Annotated in this window: 17 protein-coding genes; 16 read left to right on the top strand and 1 reads right to left on the bottom strand. The window is 72.6% G+C overall.

Annotated elements, in window-relative coordinates:
* The first annotated feature begins 18 nt into the window (after positions 1-18).
* From ACFOX0_RS04445 to dapB, 12 genes are all read left to right on the top strand, one after another.
* Positions 19-312 (top strand): DUF503 domain-containing protein, encoded by a 294-nt coding sequence (locus tag ACFOX0_RS04445; RefSeq protein ID WP_377542191.1) that lies wholly within the window; start codon positions 19-21, stop codon positions 310-312.
* A 158-nt stretch (positions 313-470) separates the two neighbouring features.
* Positions 471-959 (top strand): 30S ribosome-binding factor RbfA, encoded by a 489-nt coding sequence (rbfA, locus tag ACFOX0_RS04450; protein WP_377542192.1) that lies wholly within the window; start codon positions 471-473, stop codon positions 957-959.
* Between the two features lie 71 nt (positions 960-1,030).
* Positions 1,031-2,047, top strand: coding sequence for a DHH family phosphoesterase (locus tag ACFOX0_RS04455; RefSeq protein WP_377542524.1), 1,017 nt, complete (start codon positions 1,031-1,033; stop codon positions 2,045-2,047).
* Between the two features lie 86 nt (positions 2,048-2,133).
* Entirely contained in the window at positions 2,134-2,538 is a 405-nt protein-coding gene (locus ACFOX0_RS04460) for a hypothetical protein (RefSeq protein ID WP_377542193.1), read from the top strand.
* Positions 2,539-2,566: 28 nt separating this feature from the next.
* Positions 2,567-2,779: a DUF6186 family protein gene (locus tag ACFOX0_RS04465; protein ID WP_377542194.1), complete on the top strand. Its 213-nt coding sequence runs from the start codon at positions 2,567-2,569 to the stop codon at positions 2,777-2,779.
* A 680-nt stretch (positions 2,780-3,459) separates the two neighbouring features.
* Positions 3,460-4,791 (top strand): MATE family efflux transporter, encoded by a 1,332-nt coding sequence (locus tag ACFOX0_RS04470; RefSeq protein ID WP_377542195.1) that lies wholly within the window; start codon positions 3,460-3,462, stop codon positions 4,789-4,791.
* 125 nt (positions 4,792-4,916) lie between these two features.
* Entirely contained in the window at positions 4,917-5,759 is an 843-nt protein-coding gene (gene truB / locus ACFOX0_RS04475) for a tRNA pseudouridine(55) synthase TruB (RefSeq protein ID WP_377542525.1), read from the top strand.
* A 101-nt stretch (positions 5,760-5,860) separates the two neighbouring features.
* On the top strand, positions 5,861-6,808 hold the full coding sequence (locus ACFOX0_RS04480) for a bifunctional riboflavin kinase/FAD synthetase (RefSeq protein ID WP_377542196.1): 948 nt from the start codon (positions 5,861-5,863) through the stop codon (positions 6,806-6,808).
* Positions 6,809-6,954: 146 nt separating this feature from the next.
* The gene (gene rpsO / locus ACFOX0_RS04485; RefSeq protein WP_377542197.1) at positions 6,955-7,224 is read left to right on the top strand and encodes a 30S ribosomal protein S15; all 270 of its coding nucleotides are present in this window, start codon (positions 6,955-6,957) and stop codon (positions 7,222-7,224) included.
* Positions 7,225-7,464: 240 nt separating this feature from the next.
* Positions 7,465-9,834, top strand: coding sequence for a polyribonucleotide nucleotidyltransferase (locus ACFOX0_RS04490; RefSeq protein WP_377542199.1), 2,370 nt, complete (start codon positions 7,465-7,467; stop codon positions 9,832-9,834).
* A gap of 7 nt (positions 9,835-9,841) precedes the next feature.
* Positions 9,842-11,203, top strand: a complete 1,362-nt coding sequence (locus tag ACFOX0_RS04495) for a M16 family metallopeptidase (RefSeq protein ID WP_377542201.1) — start codon at positions 9,842-9,844, stop codon at positions 11,201-11,203.
* Positions 11,204-11,308: 105 nt separating this feature from the next.
* Positions 11,309-12,088: a 4-hydroxy-tetrahydrodipicolinate reductase gene (gene dapB / locus ACFOX0_RS04500; RefSeq protein ID WP_377542526.1), complete on the top strand. Its 780-nt coding sequence runs from the start codon at positions 11,309-11,311 to the stop codon at positions 12,086-12,088.
* Positions 12,089-12,188: 100 nt separating this feature from the next.
* On the opposite strand, the gene ACFOX0_RS04505 is transcribed toward dapB, so the two are convergent.
* Positions 12,189-14,342 carry an amylo-alpha-1,6-glucosidase gene (locus ACFOX0_RS04505; RefSeq protein WP_377542202.1) on the bottom strand — a complete coding sequence of 718 codons (2,154 nt, stop codon included), beginning with the start codon at positions 14,340-14,342 and terminating at the stop codon, positions 12,189-12,191.
* A 142-nt stretch (positions 14,343-14,484) separates the two neighbouring features.
* On the opposite strand from ACFOX0_RS04505, the gene ACFOX0_RS04510 reads away from it, so the two are divergent.
* The 4 genes from ACFOX0_RS04510 (at position 14,485) to ACFOX0_RS04525 (ending at position 18,899) form a co-directional block, all read left to right on the top strand.
* A complete protein-coding gene (locus ACFOX0_RS04510) occupies positions 14,485-15,480 on the top strand; it encodes a LacI family DNA-binding transcriptional regulator (protein ID WP_377542203.1) in 996 nt (331 codons plus the stop codon).
* Positions 15,481-15,522: 42 nt separating this feature from the next.
* Entirely contained in the window at positions 15,523-16,770 is a 1,248-nt protein-coding gene (locus tag ACFOX0_RS04515; RefSeq protein WP_377542205.1) for a sugar ABC transporter substrate-binding protein, read from the top strand.
* 102 nt (positions 16,771-16,872) lie between these two features.
* Entirely contained in the window at positions 16,873-18,006 is a 1,134-nt protein-coding gene (locus tag ACFOX0_RS04520) for a carbohydrate ABC transporter permease (RefSeq protein WP_377542207.1), read from the top strand.
* A 2-nt stretch (positions 18,007-18,008) separates the two neighbouring features.
* Positions 18,009-18,899 (top strand): carbohydrate ABC transporter permease, encoded by an 891-nt coding sequence (locus ACFOX0_RS04525; RefSeq protein WP_377542208.1) that lies wholly within the window; start codon positions 18,009-18,011, stop codon positions 18,897-18,899.
* Positions 18,900-18,909: the final 10 nt, after the last annotated feature.

The following is an 18,909-nucleotide window of genomic DNA, read 5'->3' on the forward strand; positions in this document are numbered from 1 at the left end:
GGCGTACCGTTTCCCGCCGTGTACACCGGAACCGCGCTCTTCGACCTGTTGTTGCCCGGGGATTCACGATCGTTGAAGGCCAAACGGTCGTACGTCCGGCCGATCGTGGCCGCGCTGCGCCGGCTCGAGGTTTCGGTCGCCGAGACCGGAGCGCTCGACCTGCACGGCCGGGCCGAGATCGGGGTGGCGGTGGTGGCCGCCGAGGCCCGGCACGTCACCGAGGTGCTCGACTCGTGTGAGCGGCTGGTGGCCGCGCGCCCGGAGACCGAGTTGCTCTCCGTCCGCCGCCGCCTCTACGGCGCCGACGACTGACGGGTACCGCGCCGCCCGTACCGCGGCGGGGAGGCCGGGGTGGTGGGACGCGCGGGACCCGACCCGCCACGGGTAGTGTTTTCAAACGTCGGCCGGTCGGCGGGGTGGCGCGACGCGCCAGCGACCGACCGGGAGCAGGACCGTGGAGGTGCGGAGAGATGACGGACCCGGCCAAGGTGCGCCGGCACGCGGAGCGTGTCCGGGAGCTGGTGGCCTCGGTGGTGCGTACCCAGATCAAGGACCCCCGGTTGGGCATGATCACCATCACCGACGCCCGGATCACGGCTGACCTGCGGGACGCGACGGTCTTCTACACGGTGCTCGGTGACAGCGCCGAGCAGGCGTCCACCGCCGCCGCCCTGGAGAGCGCCAAGGGAATGCTGCGCAGCACCGTGGGCAAGGCCCTCGGCCTGCGGCACTCGCCGACCCTGACGTTCGTCCTGGACAACGTGCAGGACCAGGTCAAGCACATCGACGACCTGTTGGCCGCGGCCCGGTCCGCGGACGCGGAGGTGCAACGGCGGGCGGCCGGTGCGCAGTACGCGGGCGACGCGCAGCCGTACCGGGTCGAAGCCGACGACGAGGACGACGACGTCGACCAGGACGACGTCGACGAGGATGACGCCGTGGGCGGGGAACGGCGGTGACCGGGGGCGCCGGCGGGGCGGGTGGCGCCGCCGTGGCCGACTCCACCGCCACGCCGTCCACCGCCACGCCGGTGCTCGCGGAGCCGACCGAGGCCGAGTGGGCCGCGGCGGTCGCGGCCGTACGGGCCGTCCCGGCCGACGGACGGATCCTGCTGATCTGCCACGTCAATCCCGACGGCGACGCGCTGGGCAGCATGCTCGGCTTCGCCCACGGGCTGCTCCGGCTGGGTCTGGATCGGCTGCAGGCCACCTTCCCGGGGCCGCCGGAGGTGCCGGAGCCGTTCCGCGGCCTGCCCGGCCTGGAGCTGCTCGTCCCGGCGGACCGGGTCGACCCGGCGCCGGACCTGGTGGTCTGCTTCGACGCGGCGAGCGAGTCCCGACTCGGCACCCTCGTCGACCGGCTGGACACCGCCGGCACGTCGATCGTGCTCGACCACCACGCCTCCAACACCCGGTTCGGCGGCATCAACCTCGTCGACCCGCACGCCGCGGCCACCTCGGTCGTCGTCGAGCAGCTGCTCGACCGGCTCGGTGTCCCGCTCGACGTTCGGATCGCCGAGTGCCTCTATGTGGCGCTGGCCACCGACACCGGTTCGTTCCGGTTCGACGTGACCACCCCGGCGGTGCACCAGATGGCGGCCCGGTTGCTGGCCACCGGGTTGCGTCCGGGCGACATCTCGCGGCGGATCTTCGACACCCGGCCGTTCGGCGCGGTCCGCCTCTACGGCGACGTGCTCACCCGGGCCCGGTACGAGCCGGAGGCCGCCCGCGGTCTCGGCCTGGCCTGGACGTACGCCACCCGGGACGACCTGACCCGGTACGACCAGCGCCCGTACGTGCTGGAGCCGCTGATCGACTCGATCCGGTGCACGGCGGAGGCCGACGTGAGCTGCGTGGTGAAGCAGGTCGGCGACGACGAGTGGGCGGTCTCGATGCGCAGCAAGGGCGGGGTGGACGTCAGCCGGGTCGCGGTGGCCCTCGGCGGCGGCGGACACCGGTTGGCGGCCGGATTCACCGGTCGGGGCGGCGCCGACGACGTGGTCGCCGCCATCCGGGCCGAGTTGGACGGCGCGGTCATCAATCCCTGAACCGGCGGCCCGATGTGCGAATTCGGGGACAACTCAGGGGACCCTCGCCCTTACCGACCGCGACGGTCGGCGTGGACAATTGCGCTATGGAGCAGCCTTCGGAGATCGTCACCGACGCACCTCGGGCCTGGGACCGGCCCGCCGTCTCGGTGCCCGTGCTCGCCGGCCTGTCCCTGGTGGGCGGCCAGTTCCCCTCGTTCTCGACGCAGGCCAACCTCTACACCCTGGGCACCGGTGGGGTGCTGATCTGGTTCGGGCTGTCGCAGCGGCCGGCCCGTCGGTCGGAACGCCGGATCGGGTCCGGGGTCATCTGGTGGGTGTTGCCGGTGGCCGTCTTCGGGCTGGTCGAAGGCGCCACCTTCGTGGCCGGGGCCGGTGACCGGTTCCCGACCTTCTCCCGGCTGGCCGACCCGTGGCTGGAGCACCCGCTGATCCGGTCCGCGGGCTACTTCGCCTGGCTGTCGGCCTTCTGGGGACTGGTGCGCAGATGACCGGCGGGCCGGGAGAGGCGGGTTAGGCATGTTACGGATCCTCGCGATCAGCGGGTTCGCGGTCGCGCTGCTGCTGTTCGCCGTCCTGGAGTGGGCGGCCCGCCGGGAGGGTTCCCGCATCCCGACGCTCGGCGCCGCCTGCGGCTACGTCATGCAGTACGAGGTGGGCTCGGTCCCGGTCGGCCGGATCGGCCTGTTCGGCTTCTGGTGGTGGCTCGGCTGGCACTTCTTCGCCCGCTGAGGCGTGCGGTCTGCGCCGCGCCGGGGCCACCCGTTACCGCCCTCCGGCAGATGGTCACCGCGACCGGACCGAAGTCGAGGTGAGGTGGTGCCGGGGGTCCGACCAGGTCTCGTAATTTGGGAATGGTGCGCAGGATGTGGACCTGAACGATAACTTGGGTGGTGTCGCCGACGCCGTCGCGGCGCTGGTGACGACGCTGGTGGAAGCCCCACCGGTGGATGCCTCCAGGGTCAGACCGACCCGGGCTCACGCCGCCCGGCCGCGGCGCTCCGGCGATCCCGGAGCCGTCGGCGCGGGCGCCCGCAGACCGCCCAGCGGCGGGCCGCCCGGCGCGGCCCGGCGCACCCTGGAAGGAGTGCCCGATGGCGACCAGGACCAAACAGGACAAGACCACCGACGAGGCCCGCGAGCAGGCCCGCCGCGCGCTGCAGACGTCGATGGACACCCGGCAGTGAGCGACGCCACCGGGCGGTGACGGGCGGGCGCACCCCGCGTCCGCCGTCACCGCCGACATCTGTCGCGACATGGGCTACCCCGCCGCCGGACGGCCGGCGGTGACCCGGTCCAGATCGTCGCCCGATGCGGGCGGGCCGGCCCTCCGTCGTACCGGCCGTCACTCGAGGATGTAAGCACCACTGATCCTTGCAGGCATTACATAGACCGTGTCATGATCTGCGGCGATGAGTCAGCTCGCCGCCTCCGCGTCGCCCGCCCCGGTCGCCTCCGCGCGCCGGATCGCCGGGCTGGCGCTACCGGCTCTCGTCGTGCTCGCCGCCGAGCCGCTCTACGTCCTGGTGGACACCGCGGTGGTCGGCCACCTCGGTTCCGTACCGCTCGCCGCGCTCGCCGTCGGCGGCACGGTGATGACCCTCGCCGCCTGGCTCGGCACCGTCATGGCGTACGGCACGACCGGTCGGTCCGCCCGCCGGTTCGGCTCCGGCGACCGCGCGGCGGCGGTGGCCGAGGGCGTGCAGACCTCCTGGCTCGCCCTCGCGACCGGGCTGCTGCTCGCGGCCGGCATGCAGGTCGGCGCGGGGCCGCTGGCCCGCGCCCTCGCCGGCGGCGGCAGCGAGGTGGCCGCGGTCGCCGCGCCCTGGCTCCGGATCGCCGCCCTCGGCATTCCCGGACTGCTGCTCGCCGCCGCCGGCAACGGCTGGTTGCGCGGCGTCCAGGACACCCGCCGGCCGCTGCTGTTCGTGCTCGTGCCGAACCTGCTCTCCGCGGTGCTCTGCCCGGTGCTGGTCTACCCGGTCGGCCTCGGGTTGACCGGCAGCGCCGTGGCCAACGCGGCCGCGCAGACCCTCTCCGGCCTGCTCTTCGCCGGGGCGCTGGTGGCCGAGCGGACCTCGCTGCGGCCCCGGCCGGAGATCATCGGGCGGCAACTCGTGCTCAGCCGCGACCTGCTGGTACGCGGACTGGCCTTCCAGGCCAGTTTCCTGTCCGCCACCGCGGTCGCGGCCCGGTTCGGTGCCGCCGCGGTCGGCGCCCACCAGATCGCCCTGCAACTGTGGTTCTTCACCGCGCTGCTGCTGGACGCCCTGGCCATCGCGGCCCAGTCCCTGGTCGGTGCCGCGCTCGGCGCGGGCGACGCCGCCGGGGCGAGGGACCTGGCCCGCCGGGTGGCGTTGATCGGCGGCCTGTGCGGGATCGGCTGCGCCGTGCTGATCGGGGCCGGGGCCGGCGTCGTACCGTCCTGGTTCAGCGACGACCCACAGGTACGCGCGCAGGCCGCGGTCGCCTGGCCCTGGTTCGTGGCGATGCAGCCGCTGGCCGGTGTGGTGTTCGCCCTGGACGGCGTGCTGATCGGCGCCGGCGACGTGCGGTACATGCGCAATCTGACCATCGTCGCCGCGCTCGGGGCGTTCCTGCCGGCGATCTGGACCGCCTACGCCCTGGACCTCGGCATCGGCGGGATCTGGGCGGGCCTGACCCTGTTCGTGGTGGCCCGGCTGGTAGCCCTGCTGCTGCGGCTGCGCTCGGGTCGCTGGGCGGTCGTCGGCGCCGAGCGGTGACCGGCGGCCGGCCACGACGGCGGCGGGGCCGTGGCGCGGGCACCGGGGCGGGCGGCCGGTGCGGCGTCTGGCAGGCTGGGCGGGTGAACGCGGACGGTCTGGTGGTGGTCGACAAACCGGGCGGCATGACCTCGCACGACGTGGTGTCCCGGATCCGGCGGTTGGCCCGGACCCGCCGGGTCGGTCACGGCGGGACGCTCGACCCGATGGCGACCGGCGTGCTGGTGATCGGGGTGGGCCGGGCGACCCGGCTGCTGACCTACGTCATCGGCGCCGGCAAGGGCTACACCGGCACGATCCGGTTGGGCCAGTCCACCGTCACGGACGACGCCGAGGGCGAGGTGGTCGCGACCGTCCCGGCCGGCGGGCTCGGCACCGACGAGATCCACGCCGCCCTCGACCCGCTGCGCGGCGAGGTGGACCAGGTGCCGAGCGCGGTCAGCGCCATCAAGGTCGACGGCCGGCGGGCCTACAAGCGGGTACGGGACGGCGAGGCGGTCGAACTGGCGGCCCGCCGGGTGACGATCTCCCGCCTGGACGTCCTGGCGGTGCGCCGCGACCGGCCGGACGTGGTGGACGTGGACGTCGCGGTGACCTGCTCGTCCGGCACGTACGTGCGGGCCGTCGCCCGCGACCTGGGCGCGGCGCTCGGGGTGGGCGGTCATCTCACCGCGCTGCGGCGCACCGCCGTGGGCGGCTTCACCCTGGCCGAGGCCGCCACCCTGGACGAGTTGGCGGAGCGGGCGCCCGAGGTGGTCAACCTGTCGCTCGCCGACGCGGCGCGACGGTTCTTCCCGCAGCGGGCGGTCGACGCCGACGAGGCGAAGGTGCTGTCCCACGGCGGCCCGCTCGACCCGGCCGGAATCTCCGGTCCGTACGCGGTGTTCGACCCGGCGGGTGGGTTGATCGCTATCGTCAGCGAGCGGGCCGGCCGGGCCCGGGCGGAGGTCGTGCTCGCGCCGGCCTGAACCGGGCGCGTCGACGGCCGGCCGGGACCGGCGCGCGGCTCGGCCGAGAATGGCGGGCGGCGTCGGACGGGACCACGGTGAGCGGCAGGAGGAGCGGCAGGATGCAGCGGTGGCGGGGGTACGCGGCGGCGCCCGGGGGTTGGGGCCGCTCGGTGGTCACCATCGGGGTGTTCGACGGAGTGCACAAGGGGCACCAGGCGACCATCGGACACGCCGTGGAACGGGCCAAGGAACTCGGCGTGCGGTCGGTGGTGGTGACCTTCGACCCGCATCCGTCCGAGGTGGTCCGCGCCGGTTCGCACCCGGCGGTGCTGACCGAGCCCGCCCGCAAGGCCGAGTTGATCGAGGCACTCGGCGTCGACGTGCTGTGTGTGGTGCCGTTCACCCCGGATTTCTCCCGGCTGCCGGCCGAGGCGTTCGTGCACGACGTGCTGGTGGAGCACCTGCACGCCGCGCTGGTCGTGGTGGGGGAGAACTTCCGGTTCGGCCACCGGGCGGCGGGCGACGTGCCGATGCTGAAGCGGCTGGGGCGCACCTTCGGGTTCGGCGTCGAGGGCGGTCCGCTGATCGCCGAGGGTGGCCGGGTCTTCTCCTCGACGTACATCCGGTCCTGCGTCGACGCGGGTGACGTGGCGGCGGCGGCCGCCGCCCTGGGCCGGCCGCACCGGCTGGAGGGCGTGGTGGTGCGCGGCGACCAGCGCGGTCGGGAGCTGGGTTTTCCGACCGCCAACCTGCTCTGCCACCGGTACGCGGCCGTGCCGGCGGACGGGGTGTACGCGGCCCGGCTGGTCCGGCCCGGCCCGCGCCGGGACCGGGACCCGTTGATGGGGCTGCCGGCGGCGGTGTCGATCGGGACGAATCCCACGTTCTCCGGGCTGGAGCGCCGGGTCGAGGCGCACGTCCTGGACTTCTCGGGTGATCTCTACGGCGAGCGGCTGGCCCTGGACTTCGACGCCCATCTACGCGGGCAGCTCCGGTACGACAGCGTCGAGCCGCTGATCGCCCAGATCGGCCGGGACGTCGAACGGACCCGTGAACTGCTCGGTTGAGCGGTCACCCCGCCCTTGCGTGGGGTGACCGGCTGACGGGCTGGTAACCTGACAGGGACGTCGGACGACCGACGAGGGGCCTCGCGTGCCTGCACGACGCCGCGGGTGCGAGGTTTTCTAGCGAAACCCACCGAAACAGGGAGAAAATGGCGCTCGACCAGGAAGCCAAGAGCAAGATCCGTCAGGAGTACGCGACCGCCGAGGGTGACACCGGTTCGCCGGAGGTCCAGGTGGCCGTGCTGACCAAGCGGATCGCCGACCTCACCGAGCACCTCAAGGTGCACAAGCACGACCACCACAGCCGGCGCGGCCTGCTGCTGCTGGTCGGCCGTCGTCGTCGGCTGCTCAACTACATGCAGAAGAAGGACATCAGCCGCTACCGGTCGCTGATCGAGCGACTCGGCCTGCGGCGGTGACGCGGGCGGGGGAGCGGAGGCCATGACAGGCAACCGCTCCCCCGCCGCGTTCCACCCGTAACAGAAACAGGGGTCAGCGCGACCACCCGACGGGGAGCCGGATCAGCGCACCGGTCCTCGGTAGTGGCCCCCGGGCCGACCGGCACCAGCCGGCACCCCGGGCGCTTCGATCGAAGACCGGCCGCCTGAGCAGCTCCGGCGAGGTCGTGGGCCCCACGACCGAAGGAGTACGTCACACCGATGACCGAGCAGAACACTCTCGGCACCCAGCACCGCACCGCCGTGATCGACAACGGATCGTTCGGCACCCGCGAGATCACCTTCTCCACCGGCCGGCTCGCCAAGCAGGCCGCCGGCTCCGTCATCGCCCAGCTCGGCGAGACGGTCGTCCTCTCCGCCACCACCGCCGGCAAGCAGCCGAAGGAGCAGTTCGACTTCTTCCCGCTGACCGTCGACGTCGAGGAGCGGATGTACGCCGCGGGCCGGATCCCCGGCTCGTTCTTCCGCCGCGAGGGCCGGCCCAGCGAGGACGCCATCCTCACCTGCCGGCTGATCGACCGGCCGCTGCGCCCGTCGTTCGTCAAGGGCCTGCGCAACGAGGTCCAGGTCGTCGAGACGATCCTGGCGCTCGACCCGCAGCACCCGTACGACGTGGTGGCGATCAACGCCGCCTCGATGTCCACCAAGCTGTCCGGTCTGCCGTTCTCCGGCCCGATCGGGGCGACCCGGATGGCGCACGTGGACGGCCAGTGGGTGGCCTTCCCGACCCTGGAGGAGCTGGCCCGGGCCACCTTCGACATGGTCGTGGCCGGCCGCGCGCTGCCGGACGGCGACGTCGCGATCATGATGGTCGAGGCCGAGGCCACCGAGCACACCGTGGCCCTGGTCGCCGGTGGCGCTCCCGCGCCGACCGAGGAGGTCGTCGCCAGCGGTCTGGAGGCCGCCAAGCCGGCCATCCGCGAGCTGTGCCGCGCGCAGAGCGAGCTGGCCGAGGTGGCCGCCAAGCCGGTCGCCGAGTTCCCGGTCTTCCTGGACTACCAGGACGACGTCTTCGAGGCCGTCGCGGGCGCCGTTCGTGGCGAGGTCGCCGAGGCGCTCAAGATCGCCGGCAAGGCCGAGCGTGAGGACACCCTCGACGGCATCAAGGAGCGGGTCAAGGAGCAGCTCGCCGAGCGGTTCGAGGGGCGGGAGAAGGAGCTCTCCGCAGCCTTCCGGTCGCTGACCAAGAGCGAGGTGCGCACCCGCGTCCTGCGCGAGCAGGTCCGCATCGACGGTCGCGGCCCGCGCGACATCCGGCCGCTGAGCGCCGAGATCGGCGTACTGCCGCGGGTGCACGGGTCGGCGCTGTTCGAGCGGGGCGAGACGCAGATCCTCGGCGTCACCACGCTGAACATGCTCCGGATGGAGCAGACGCTGGACACCCTCGCGCCGGAGAAGTCCAAGCGCTACATGCACAACTACAACTTCCCGCCGTACTCGACCGGTGAGACCGGCCGGGTCGGTTCGCCGAAGCGGCGCGAGATCGGCCACGGTGCGCTGGCCGAGCGGGCGCTGATCCCGGTGCTGCCCAGCCGGGAGGAGTTCCCGTACGCCATCCGGCAGGTCTCCGAGGCGCTCGGTTCGAACGGGTCGACCTCAATGGGTTCGGTCTGCGCGTCCACGCTGGGCCTGCTGTCGGCCGGTGTGCCGCTGAAGGCGCCGGTCGCCGGCATCGCGATGGGCCTGATCTCCGACGAGGTGGAGGGCAAGACCCGGTACGTGACGCTGACCGACATCCTCGGCGCCGAGGACGCGTTCGGTGACATGGACTTCAAGGTCGCCGGCACCCGGGACTTCGTCACCGCGCTGCAGCTGGACACCAAGCTCGACGGCATCCCGTCCGACGTGCTGGCCGCCGCGCTGCAGCAGGCGAACGAGGCCCGGCACACGATTCTCGACGTGATGCAGCGGGCGATCGAGGGTCCGGCCACGATGTCGGACTACGCGCCGCGGGTGACCACGGTGAAGATCCCGGTCGACAAGATCGGCATGGTGATCGGGCCCAAGGGTCAGACCATCAACGCCATCCAGGACGAGACCGGCGCCGAGATCTCGATCGAGGACGACGGCACGATCTACGTCGGCGCGACCAACGGCCCGTCGGCCGAGGCCGCGGTGGAGCGGATCAACGCGATCGCCAACCCGACGCTGCCCAAGGTCGGCGAGAAGTACCTCGGCACCGTGGTGAAGACCGCCGCGTTCGGTGCCTTCATCTCGCTGCTGCCCGGCCGCGACGGGCTGCTGCACATCTCGAAGGTGGGCGACGGCAAGCGGGTCGAGAAGGTCGAGGACTTCCTCAACGTCGGCGACAAGGTCGAGGTGCAGATCGCCGACATCGACGCCCGCGGCAAGATCTACCTGGACAAGGTGCGACCGGAGGGTGAGGCCGCGCCGGCCGAGGCCGCCGGTGGCGAGCGTCCGTCCGGCCGGGACCGGGGCGACCGCGGTCCGCGGGACCGGGGCGACCGGGACCGCGGTGACCGTGGCCCCAGCCGCGGCGAGGGCGGCGAGGGCGGCGAGGGTGGCGAGGGCGGCGGCGAGCCGCGTCGGCGCCGTAGCCGGCACAGCTGACCGCCGGATGACCCCTCCGGCACGGGCCGGATCGACCGACCCCGGGCCCGGCGCGCAGGCGCCGGCCCGGGCGGTCACCCGGACCCTGACCAGCGATCCGTTGGGCGGCACCGTACGACGTACCGTGCTGCCCAGCGGGCTGCGGGTGCTCACCGAGGCCATCCCGACGACGCGCAGCGTGTCGTTCGGCATCTGGGTGGCGGTCGGCTCGCGGGACGAGACCGGGCCGCTGGCCGGGGTCTCGCACTTCCTGGAGCACCTGCTGTTCAAGGGCACCCGCAAGCGCACCGCGCTCGACATCTCGGCCGAGATCGAGGCGGTGGGTGGTGAGACGAACGCCTTCACCACCAAGGAGTACACGTGCTACTACGCGCGGGTGCTGGACGAGGACCTGCCGCTGGCGATCGACGTGATGTGCGACCTGGTGGCCGACTCCGTCCTCGACCCGGCGGACGTGGAGACCGAGCGCGGGGTGATCCTCGAAGAGATCGCCATGCACGACGACGAGCCGGGCGACGAGGTGCACGACCTGTTCGCCGAGGCGGTGTACGGCAGCCATCCGCTCGGCCGGCTCATCTCCGGCACCGAGGAGACCGTCACGCCGATGACCCGGCGGCAGATCCACGGCTTCTACCGGCGCCGCTACACCGCGCCGTCGATCGTGATCGCCGCCGCCGGCAACCTGGACCACGCCGCCGTCGTCAAACTGGTCCGGCAGGCGGTCCGCGGTACGCCGCTCGACTCCGCCCCGGCCGGGCCGTCGGCGCACCGGCCGGGCAGCCCGGTCGCGCGTACCCGGTCGGCCCGGACGCTGGTCGAGCACAAGGACACCGAGCAGGCGCACCTGATGCTCGGCTGTCCCGGCATCGGACGGCTGGACGACCGGCGGTTCGCGCTCAGCGTGCTGAACAACGTGCTCGGTGGCGGGATGTCCAGCCGGCTGTTCCAGGAGATCCGGGAACGGCGGGGCCTTGCCTACTCGGTCTACTCCTACGCCAGCCAGTACGCCGACAGCGGCCTGTTCGGCGTCTACGCCGGCTGCGCGCCGGGCAAGGCCGACGAGGTGCTGGAACTGATCCGGTCCGAGTTGGCGACCACCGCCCGGCAGGGCATCTCGGCGGCGGAACTCGCCCGCGGCAAGGGCATGGTGAAGGGCGCGTACGTGCTCGGGCTGGAGGACACCGGTTCCCGGATGAGCCGGCTGGCCAAGGGCGAACTGCTCTTCGGTGACCTGCTGTCGGTGGACGAGCTGCTGGCCCAGGTCGACGCGGTCACCGCCGAGCAGGTCAACACGCTGGCCGCCGAGCTGCTCAGCCGGCCGATGTCGTTGGCCGTGGTGGGGCCGTTCGACGAGGGCTCCTTCGCCTGAATCCGGCCGCCGGCCTGGCTTGCGCTTGTCGCGAGTGGCTTTTGCCGGGGCATGGTGTTGCCGGCGGGGCGTCCGGGTTGGGATAGGTTGTGGTCCGTGAGTGACGTGCGCGAAGCGCTGGACGGGAAGCCCGACGAGCCGATCCGGGTGGGGGTGCTGGGCGCGCGCGGGCGGATGGGCGCCGAGGTGTGCCGGGCCGTCGACGGCACCGACGATCTCGACCTGGTGGCGGCGGTCGACGAGGGCGACGAACTGTCCGCGGTAGCGGACGCCGGTGCCCGGGTGGTCGTCGACTTCACCACGCCGGACGCGGTGATGGACAACCTGCGCTGGTGCGTGGACCAGGGCATCCATGCCGTGGTCGGCACCACCGGGTTCACCGGGCAGCGGTTGGACCAGGTGCGGGACTGGCTGTCGGACCGGCCCGGGGTCGGCGTGGTGATCGCGCCCAACTTCGGCATCGGCGCGGTGCTGATGATGCAGTTCGCCGCCAGGGCCGCCCGGTTCTTCGAATCGGTGGAGATCATCGAGCAGCACCACCCGCGCAAGCTCGACGCGCCCAGCGGCACCGCCACGTACACCGCCCGGGCGATCGCGCGGGCCCGGGCCGAGGCCGGTCTCGGCCCGGCCCCGGACGCCACCAAGGACGAGGTGCCGGGCGCCCGGGGAGCGGAGATCGACGGCGTACGCGTGCACGCCGTCCGGGCCGCCGGCCTGGTCGCGCACCAGGAGGTGCTGTTCGGCACCACCGGCGAGACGCTCACCATTCGGCACGACTCGTACGACCGGGTCTCGTTCATGCCCGGCGTGCTGCTCGCGGTCCGGTCGGTCGTACGCCGGCCGGGGCTCACGGTCGGCCTGGACGCCCTGCTGGACGACGGGTGAGTTCGACCGTCGCCACCCGGCTGCCCCGGTTGGCCGATCAGCAGGGCTGCCCGGCGGTGCGGCTGTCGTAGCACCCCGACAACCGCGCCGCCGCCGCGCTCTACGCGTCGTGGGGCTTCGTGCCGACCGGCCCGCTGGAGGGCGACGAGGTGGTGGTCGAGCTGGCCGGGGACCGCTGACCGGGCAGTTCCGGCCGGATCAGCCGCAGGGCGGCGGGCAGGCCGGCGAGGGTGGCGGCGCCGGTCCGGTCGACGGCGACGTCGACCGGCGTACCGGCGATCCGTAGCCGCTGTGCCGACACCGCGCCGAACGGCGTGCCGGGCAGCGGTCGCAGCTCGACCCGGCCGGCCGGTACGTCCGGGTAGAGGCCCACCGCCGTCTGCAGCAGCACCACCGCCGCGGCGGCCGACCAGGCCTGCGGCGCGCAGGCCGCCGGGTACGGTGCCGGCCGGCTCATGGTCTGCCGGTCGTCCCCGCCGTACAGCTCGGGCAGCCGGAAGTCGAACGCCTCGGCGGCGGTGAGCAGTCCGTCGGCGAGCGTGGCGGCCGGGCCGGGGAAGCCGGCGCGGGCCAGCCCGGCCAGCACGATCGCCGTGTCGTGCGACCAGATCGACCCGCAGTGGTACGACAGCGGACTGAACCCGGCGTCCTTGGTCGACATGGTGCGCAGGCCGTAACCGCCGGACATCTCCGGTGTGGCGAGTACGGCGGCGACCTGCTCGGACTCCCGTTCGGACAGCAGGCCGGTGCCGAGCAGGTGGCCGATGTTGCTGGTCAGCGAGTCGACCGGCCGCTTGTCGCGGTCCAGCGCCAGGGCCGGGTGGGCGCCCAGCGGGCCGTCCACCCAGAACCGGGCCCGGAAGCGTTCGGCCAGCGCGCCGGCGTAGTCGCGCCAGCGTTGCCCGCCCGGCCGGCCGAACGCGTCCAGCAGGTCCGCCCCGTGCACCGCGGCCTGGTACGCGTAGCCCTGCACCTCGGCCAGCGCGATCGGTGGCGGGGCCAGGCCGCCGTCCCGGAACCGGACGGCGTCGCCGGAGTCCTTCCAGCCCTGGTTGGCCAGTCCGCTGCCGGTGGCGTCGATGTATTCGACGAAGCCGTCGCCGTCCGGGTCGGCGTGCTCGGCCAGCCAGCCCAGCGCCGCCTCCAGGTGCGGCAGCAGCGGCCGGACCTGTTCGGCCGGCAGGCCCCAGCGCCAGGCGTCGTGCAGCAGGGACACCCAGAGCAGGGTGGCGTCCACGGTGCCGTAGTAGGTCGCCGGGATGTGCCGGCCCTCGTCGTCGATGACGAACTCGTGCCGGCGCAGCTCATGCATGATCTTGCCGGGGGCCTCGCCGGAGGTCGGATCGAGCCGGGTGCCCTGCCGGCCGGCGAGGACCCGCAGCGTGCTGCCGGCCAGGTCGGTGCCGAGCGGCAGCAGCATCCGGGCGGCCCAGATGCTGTCCCGGCCGAACAGGGTCAGGAACCAGGGCACGCCCGCGCCGAGGAACTCCTCGTGCGGGGCGGCGGCCTCGGCCAGCCGCAGCGACGTCAGGTCGTCGAGGGAGCGGTCGAGCAGTCGTACCAGTCGACGGTCGTCGGCCCGGGCGGCGGGCCGGGACCAGGGCGGTTCCCCGGCCGGGGCGACCACGACGGCCTTCGGGTCGTCCACCCGCAGTTGCCAGCGCAGCACCGTACGCTGCCGCGGCGCGAGGTCGATCGGCCAGCTCAGCCGGGGCGCGCCGGCCGGGTCGGTGCCGGCGGTGGCGTCGGTCCCGGTGACCGTGACGGTGATGTCGTCGGCGGACCAGCGCAGCTCTCCGGGCTCGCCGAGCTTCGCGTCCAGCGCGGTCACCGGCAGGCCCGACTTGACCGTCTCGATCGGGGCCAGGTCACACGCCAGGTCGACGGTGAGGGTGGCCCGTACCGGCCCGGCGGCGGTGCTGGTGACCTCGATCTCCTCGGTGAGGCCGCGCGCGGTGACCCGGCGGATCCGGTCGATCCGGACGGTGGGGTCGGGGCCCGGGTCACCGAGCCAGCGGACCAGGCTGACGAACCGGGTGCTGTGCGTCCCGTCCCGACTGTCCGCGATCGCCTCGGGCTCCCGGCCGTCGACCCGCAACTCGGCCCGGGAGAGCACCCGGGCGTCCGCGTGGAACACACCCTGGACACCCGCGCCCGATCTGATCTGGCCGGCGGCGTCACTGAGCGCGCTGGTGGGCGCGAACACGACGCTGACCAGGTCATGCAGCAGCGGCTGGAGATGGCGATCGGTCACGGGGGCTCCTGACGCGGTGGGCGGAACGGGTCTCTTGACAGATCGTTCCGGGCGGTGCAAAGTGCGAAAACGTTTCCGTAACTTGAACGATCCAATAATGCCTCACTACGGTTTGAACGTTCAAGATGGCTGGAGGGATTGAGTGGCGCAGAAGGTGACCATCGCGACGGTGGCTCGGCACGCCCAGGTGAGCCGCCAGACCGTCTCCAATGTCCTCAACGCCCCGCACATCGTGCGCGAGGAGACCCGGGAGCGGGTCCGCGCGTCCATCGCCACGCTCGGTTACCGGGCCAACCAGGCCGCCCGACAGATGCGGACCGGACGGTCCCGCCTGATCGCGGTACGGATCGAGCCCACCCGGGACGGGATCAACGGCTCGGTGCTGGACCGTTTCCTGCACGGGCTGACCGAGGCCGCCGGTGCCGCGGGCTACCGGGTGCTGCTGTATCCGGCCGCCGACGCGGCCGGTGAGATCGCCACCTACGACGACCTGCTCGGCGCGTACGAGCTGGACGGTTTCGTCCTCACCCACACCGACCACGGCGACGCCCGGGCCGACTGGCTGGCCGAGCACGGCGTGCCGTTCGTGACCTTCGGCCGCCCGTGGGACGACCCGGGCCGGCACTCCTGGGTCGACGTCGACGGCGCCGAGGGGACGGCCCAGGCCACCCGGCACCTGATCGGTGCCGGCCACCGACGGATCGCCTTCGTGGGTTGGCCGGCCGGTTCCGGGGTCGGCGACGACCGGCGGGCCGGCTGGCGGTCCACGCTGACCGCGGCCGGCCTGGACCCGACCGGCCTGGACCGGGAGACCCCGGACGGCATCCGGCAGGGCGAACAGGTGGCCCGGGAGTTGCTCGACCACGCCGACCCGCCCACCGCGCTGGTCTGCACCAGCGACTCGCTCGCCGTCGGCGCGCTCCGGGCGGTACGCGAACTCGGCCACCCGGCCGCCGTCACCGGGTTCGACGACACGCCGGTCGCCCAGGTGATCGGCCTGACCAGCGTCAGTCAGCCGCTGGCCGAGGTGGCGGCCCGATGCATGGACCTGCTCGTCGCCCTGCTCGACGGCGCGCGGCCGACCCCGCCCGACCCGGTCCTGCTGGCGCCGACCCTGGTGCTCCGGCAGACCACCTGACCATTTGTTCCCCCGTCCGCACCCCCCTAGAGAGAGAGTGACATGGCAAGAGGATCGTTCCGTCGCGCGGCGCTGGCCGGACTGGCCGCCACCGCGCTGTTCGGTTCCGCGGCCTGCGGCAGCGGCTTCAACGACGACAAGAAATCGGCCGACCAGAAGAGCGGGCCGGCGGCGCTGCAGATCCTGATCGGCTCGTCCGGCGAGGCCGAGACCAAGGCCGTGCAGGAGGCGGCCAGCAAGTGGGCCGGCTCGACCGGCAACACCGCCACGGTCACCCCGGCCCAGGACCTCACCCAGCAGCTCGGGCAGGCCCTCGCCGGCGGCACCCCGCCGGACGTCTTCTACGTGGACGCGAGCCGGTTCGCCGACTACGCCAGCGTCGGCGCCCTGGAACCGTACGGCGACAAGATCAGCAACTCCGGCGACTTCTACGAGAACCTGCGCACCTCGTTCACGTACGACGGGAAGCTCTACTGCGCGCCCAAGGACTTCTCCACCCTCGCACTGCAGATCAACACCGACCTGTGGCAGAAGGCCGGGCTGACCGACGCGGACATCCCGACCACCTGGGAGCAGTTGACCGCGAGCGCCCAGAAGCTCAAGGCCAAGGGCATCACCCCGCTGGCGCTCGGCGACACCCGGGACCGGGTCGGCGCCTTCATGCGGCAGGCCGGCGGTTGGCTGACCAGCGACGACGGCAAGACCGCGACCGTCGACACTCCGGAGAACCTGCAGGCCCTGCAGTACGCCAAGTCGCTGCTCACCGCCGGGCTCGCGAAGTACCCGAAGCAGCTCGACTCGGGCTGGTCCGGTGAGGCGTTCGGCAAGGGCAAGGCGGCGATGACCATCGAGGGCAACTGGATCAAGGGCGCCCTGCAGAACGACTACCCCAACATCAAGTACACCGTGCACCCGCTGCCGGCCGGCCCGAAGGGCAAGGGCACGCTCTCCTTCACCAACTGCTGGGGCATCGCCGCGAAGAGCAAGTTCAAGGATCAGGCGATCAAGTTCGTCGAGGCGATGACCACCGCCGACCAGCAGATGACCTTCGCCAAGGCGTTCGGCGTCATGCCGTCGCGGCAGTCGGCCAAGGACGCGTACACCGCGGCGTTCCCCACCGACAAGCCGTTCATCGAGGGCGCCGAGTACGCGCACGGCCCGGTGAACGCCCCGAAGATGGACAGCGTGCTCAGCGACCTGGACACCGGCATCCAGGGACTCGCCGGGGGTGACCCCAAGGCCCTGCTGGCCCGGGTTCAGAAGAACGCCGAGGCCGCCCTCAAGGGCTGACCCACGCGCCGCGGGCGGACCCCGCCGGTCCTGGCACCGGCGCCGGCGGGGTCCGCCTGTCATCCGGTCCACCCACGAGACACCACGAGAAGGGAGGAAAGCATGGCAATCGACGTCCTGGCCGAGCCGAGCGGCAGCACCGACGCCGGCACCGGTCCGGTCCGCCGGGGTCGCGGCCGCGGGATCCGGAGCAACGAGGCCGCCGCCGGCTGGCTGTTCGTCGCGCCGGTGGTGGCGATCCTCGGCCTGTTCCTGCTGCTGCCGATCCTGATGGCGCTCTGGGTCAGCCTCACCGACTGGAACGGCCAGGGCAGCCCGTTCACCGGCGGGGTGCCGTTCGTCGGGACGGACAACTACACCAAGCTGTTCACCGAGGGCGGCCTGGCCCAGCGCGACTTCATGACCGCGCTGCGGAACAACTTCTACTACGTGCTGATCGTCGTACCGGTGCAGACCGCCCTGGCACTGGGGCTGGCCCTGGTGGTCAACAGCCGGATGCTGAAGGGCCGCTCCTTCTTCCGGACCGCGTTCTACTTCCCGTCGGTCACCAGTTCGGTGGCGATCAGCGTGGTCTTCCTGTTCATGTTCTCCAGCTCCGGCGCGGTCAACAGCCTGCTGGGCGCGTTCGGCATCGACGGTCCGCAGTGGTTCGCCGACTCCCGGGGGGTGCTGCACCTGCTGCTCGGCGCGGTCGGGGTGGACACCCCGCCGGCCGCGTTGGCCGACGGTGGACCGTTCGGCCTGTCCTGGTGGGAGTGGTTCGCCGGACCCAGCGTCGCGATGTGCGCGATCATCACCCTGGCGGTGTGGACCACCTCCGGCACCTTCATGCTGATATTCCTCGCCGCGCTGCAGAACGTGCCGGTCGCCCTGGACGAGGCGAGCCTGCTGGACGGCGCGAGCCGCCGGCAGCGGCTGCGCTACGTCACCCTGCCGATGATCCGGCCGACCATGTTCCTGGTGCTGACCCTCGGCCTGATCGGCACCTGGCAGGTCTTCGACCAGATCTACGTGATGAGCCAGGGCGACCCGGCGAAGACGACCCTCACCCCGGCCTTCCTGTCCTACCGGACCGCCTTCCGCGACTTCGACTACGGCTCCGGCGCGGCGATCTCGTTCGTCCTCTTCCTGATCATCATCGTGCTGACGCTGCTGCAGCGCCGGTTGCTGCGCGAGCGTGATCCGGCCGCCGGCCGGCGCGCGCGCCGGCGGCCCCACTCACCGGGGAGGTTCTGACCATGGCCGTCGCCACCCACACCCCGCGCGGCCGGCCGGCGCCGCCCGGACCGCGCCGGCAACCGCGCGGCCTGGTGAACACCTTCGTCGGGTACGCCATCCTGATCTTCTTCGGGCTGGTCTTCCTCTACCCGTTCGTGATCCAGCTCGGCAACTCGTTCAAGAGCGAGCCGGACGCGGCGGCCAATCCGCTGTCCCCGGTGCCGAACCCGTTCGACGCGACCAGCTTCGAGAAGATCTTCGACGGAACGAACTTCCCGGTCTGGCTGGGCAACTCGCTGCTGGTCACCGTCCTGGTCACCGCCGGCCGGGTGTTCCTCGACTCGCTGGCCGGCTACGCCCTGGCCCGGCTGCGGTTCCCCGGCCGTGGTGCGCTGTTCGGGGCGGTCATCGCGGTGATGGCGGTGCCCGGCGTGGTGCTGCTGATCCCGAAGTTCCTGGTGCTCAACCAGCTCGGCATCTACAACAGCTACACCGCGTTGATCGTGCCGCTGCTGGCGGACGCGGCCGGGGTCTTCATCATGAAGCAGTTCTTCGAGTCGATCCCGCTCAGCGTGGAGGAGGCGGCCCGGATCGACGGCGCCGGCATCTTCCGTACCTTCTGGTCGGTGGTGCTGCCGATGGCCAAGCCGGCGTTGATCACGCTGACCATCCTGGCCTTCCAGGGCTCCTGGAACGAGTTCCCGCACACCCTGGTGGCGGTCCAGGACCCGAGCCTGTTCACCCTGCCTCGCGGGCTGGCCGACCTGGTCAGCGGGTCGCTGGGCAAGGGCAACCAGTACCCGCTCAAGCTCGGCGCGGCGTTGCTGGCGACCATCCCGGTGGCCGTCATCTTCGTGGTCTTCCAGCGCTACTTCGTCCGCGGCGCGAACGAGGGCTCCGACAAGGGCTGAGACCGCGGTC

The sequence above is a fragment of the Micromonospora zhanjiangensis genome (assembly GCF_042650605.1).
Classification (GTDB): domain Bacteria; phylum Actinomycetota; class Actinomycetes; order Mycobacteriales; family Micromonosporaceae; genus Micromonospora_J; species Micromonospora_J zhanjiangensis.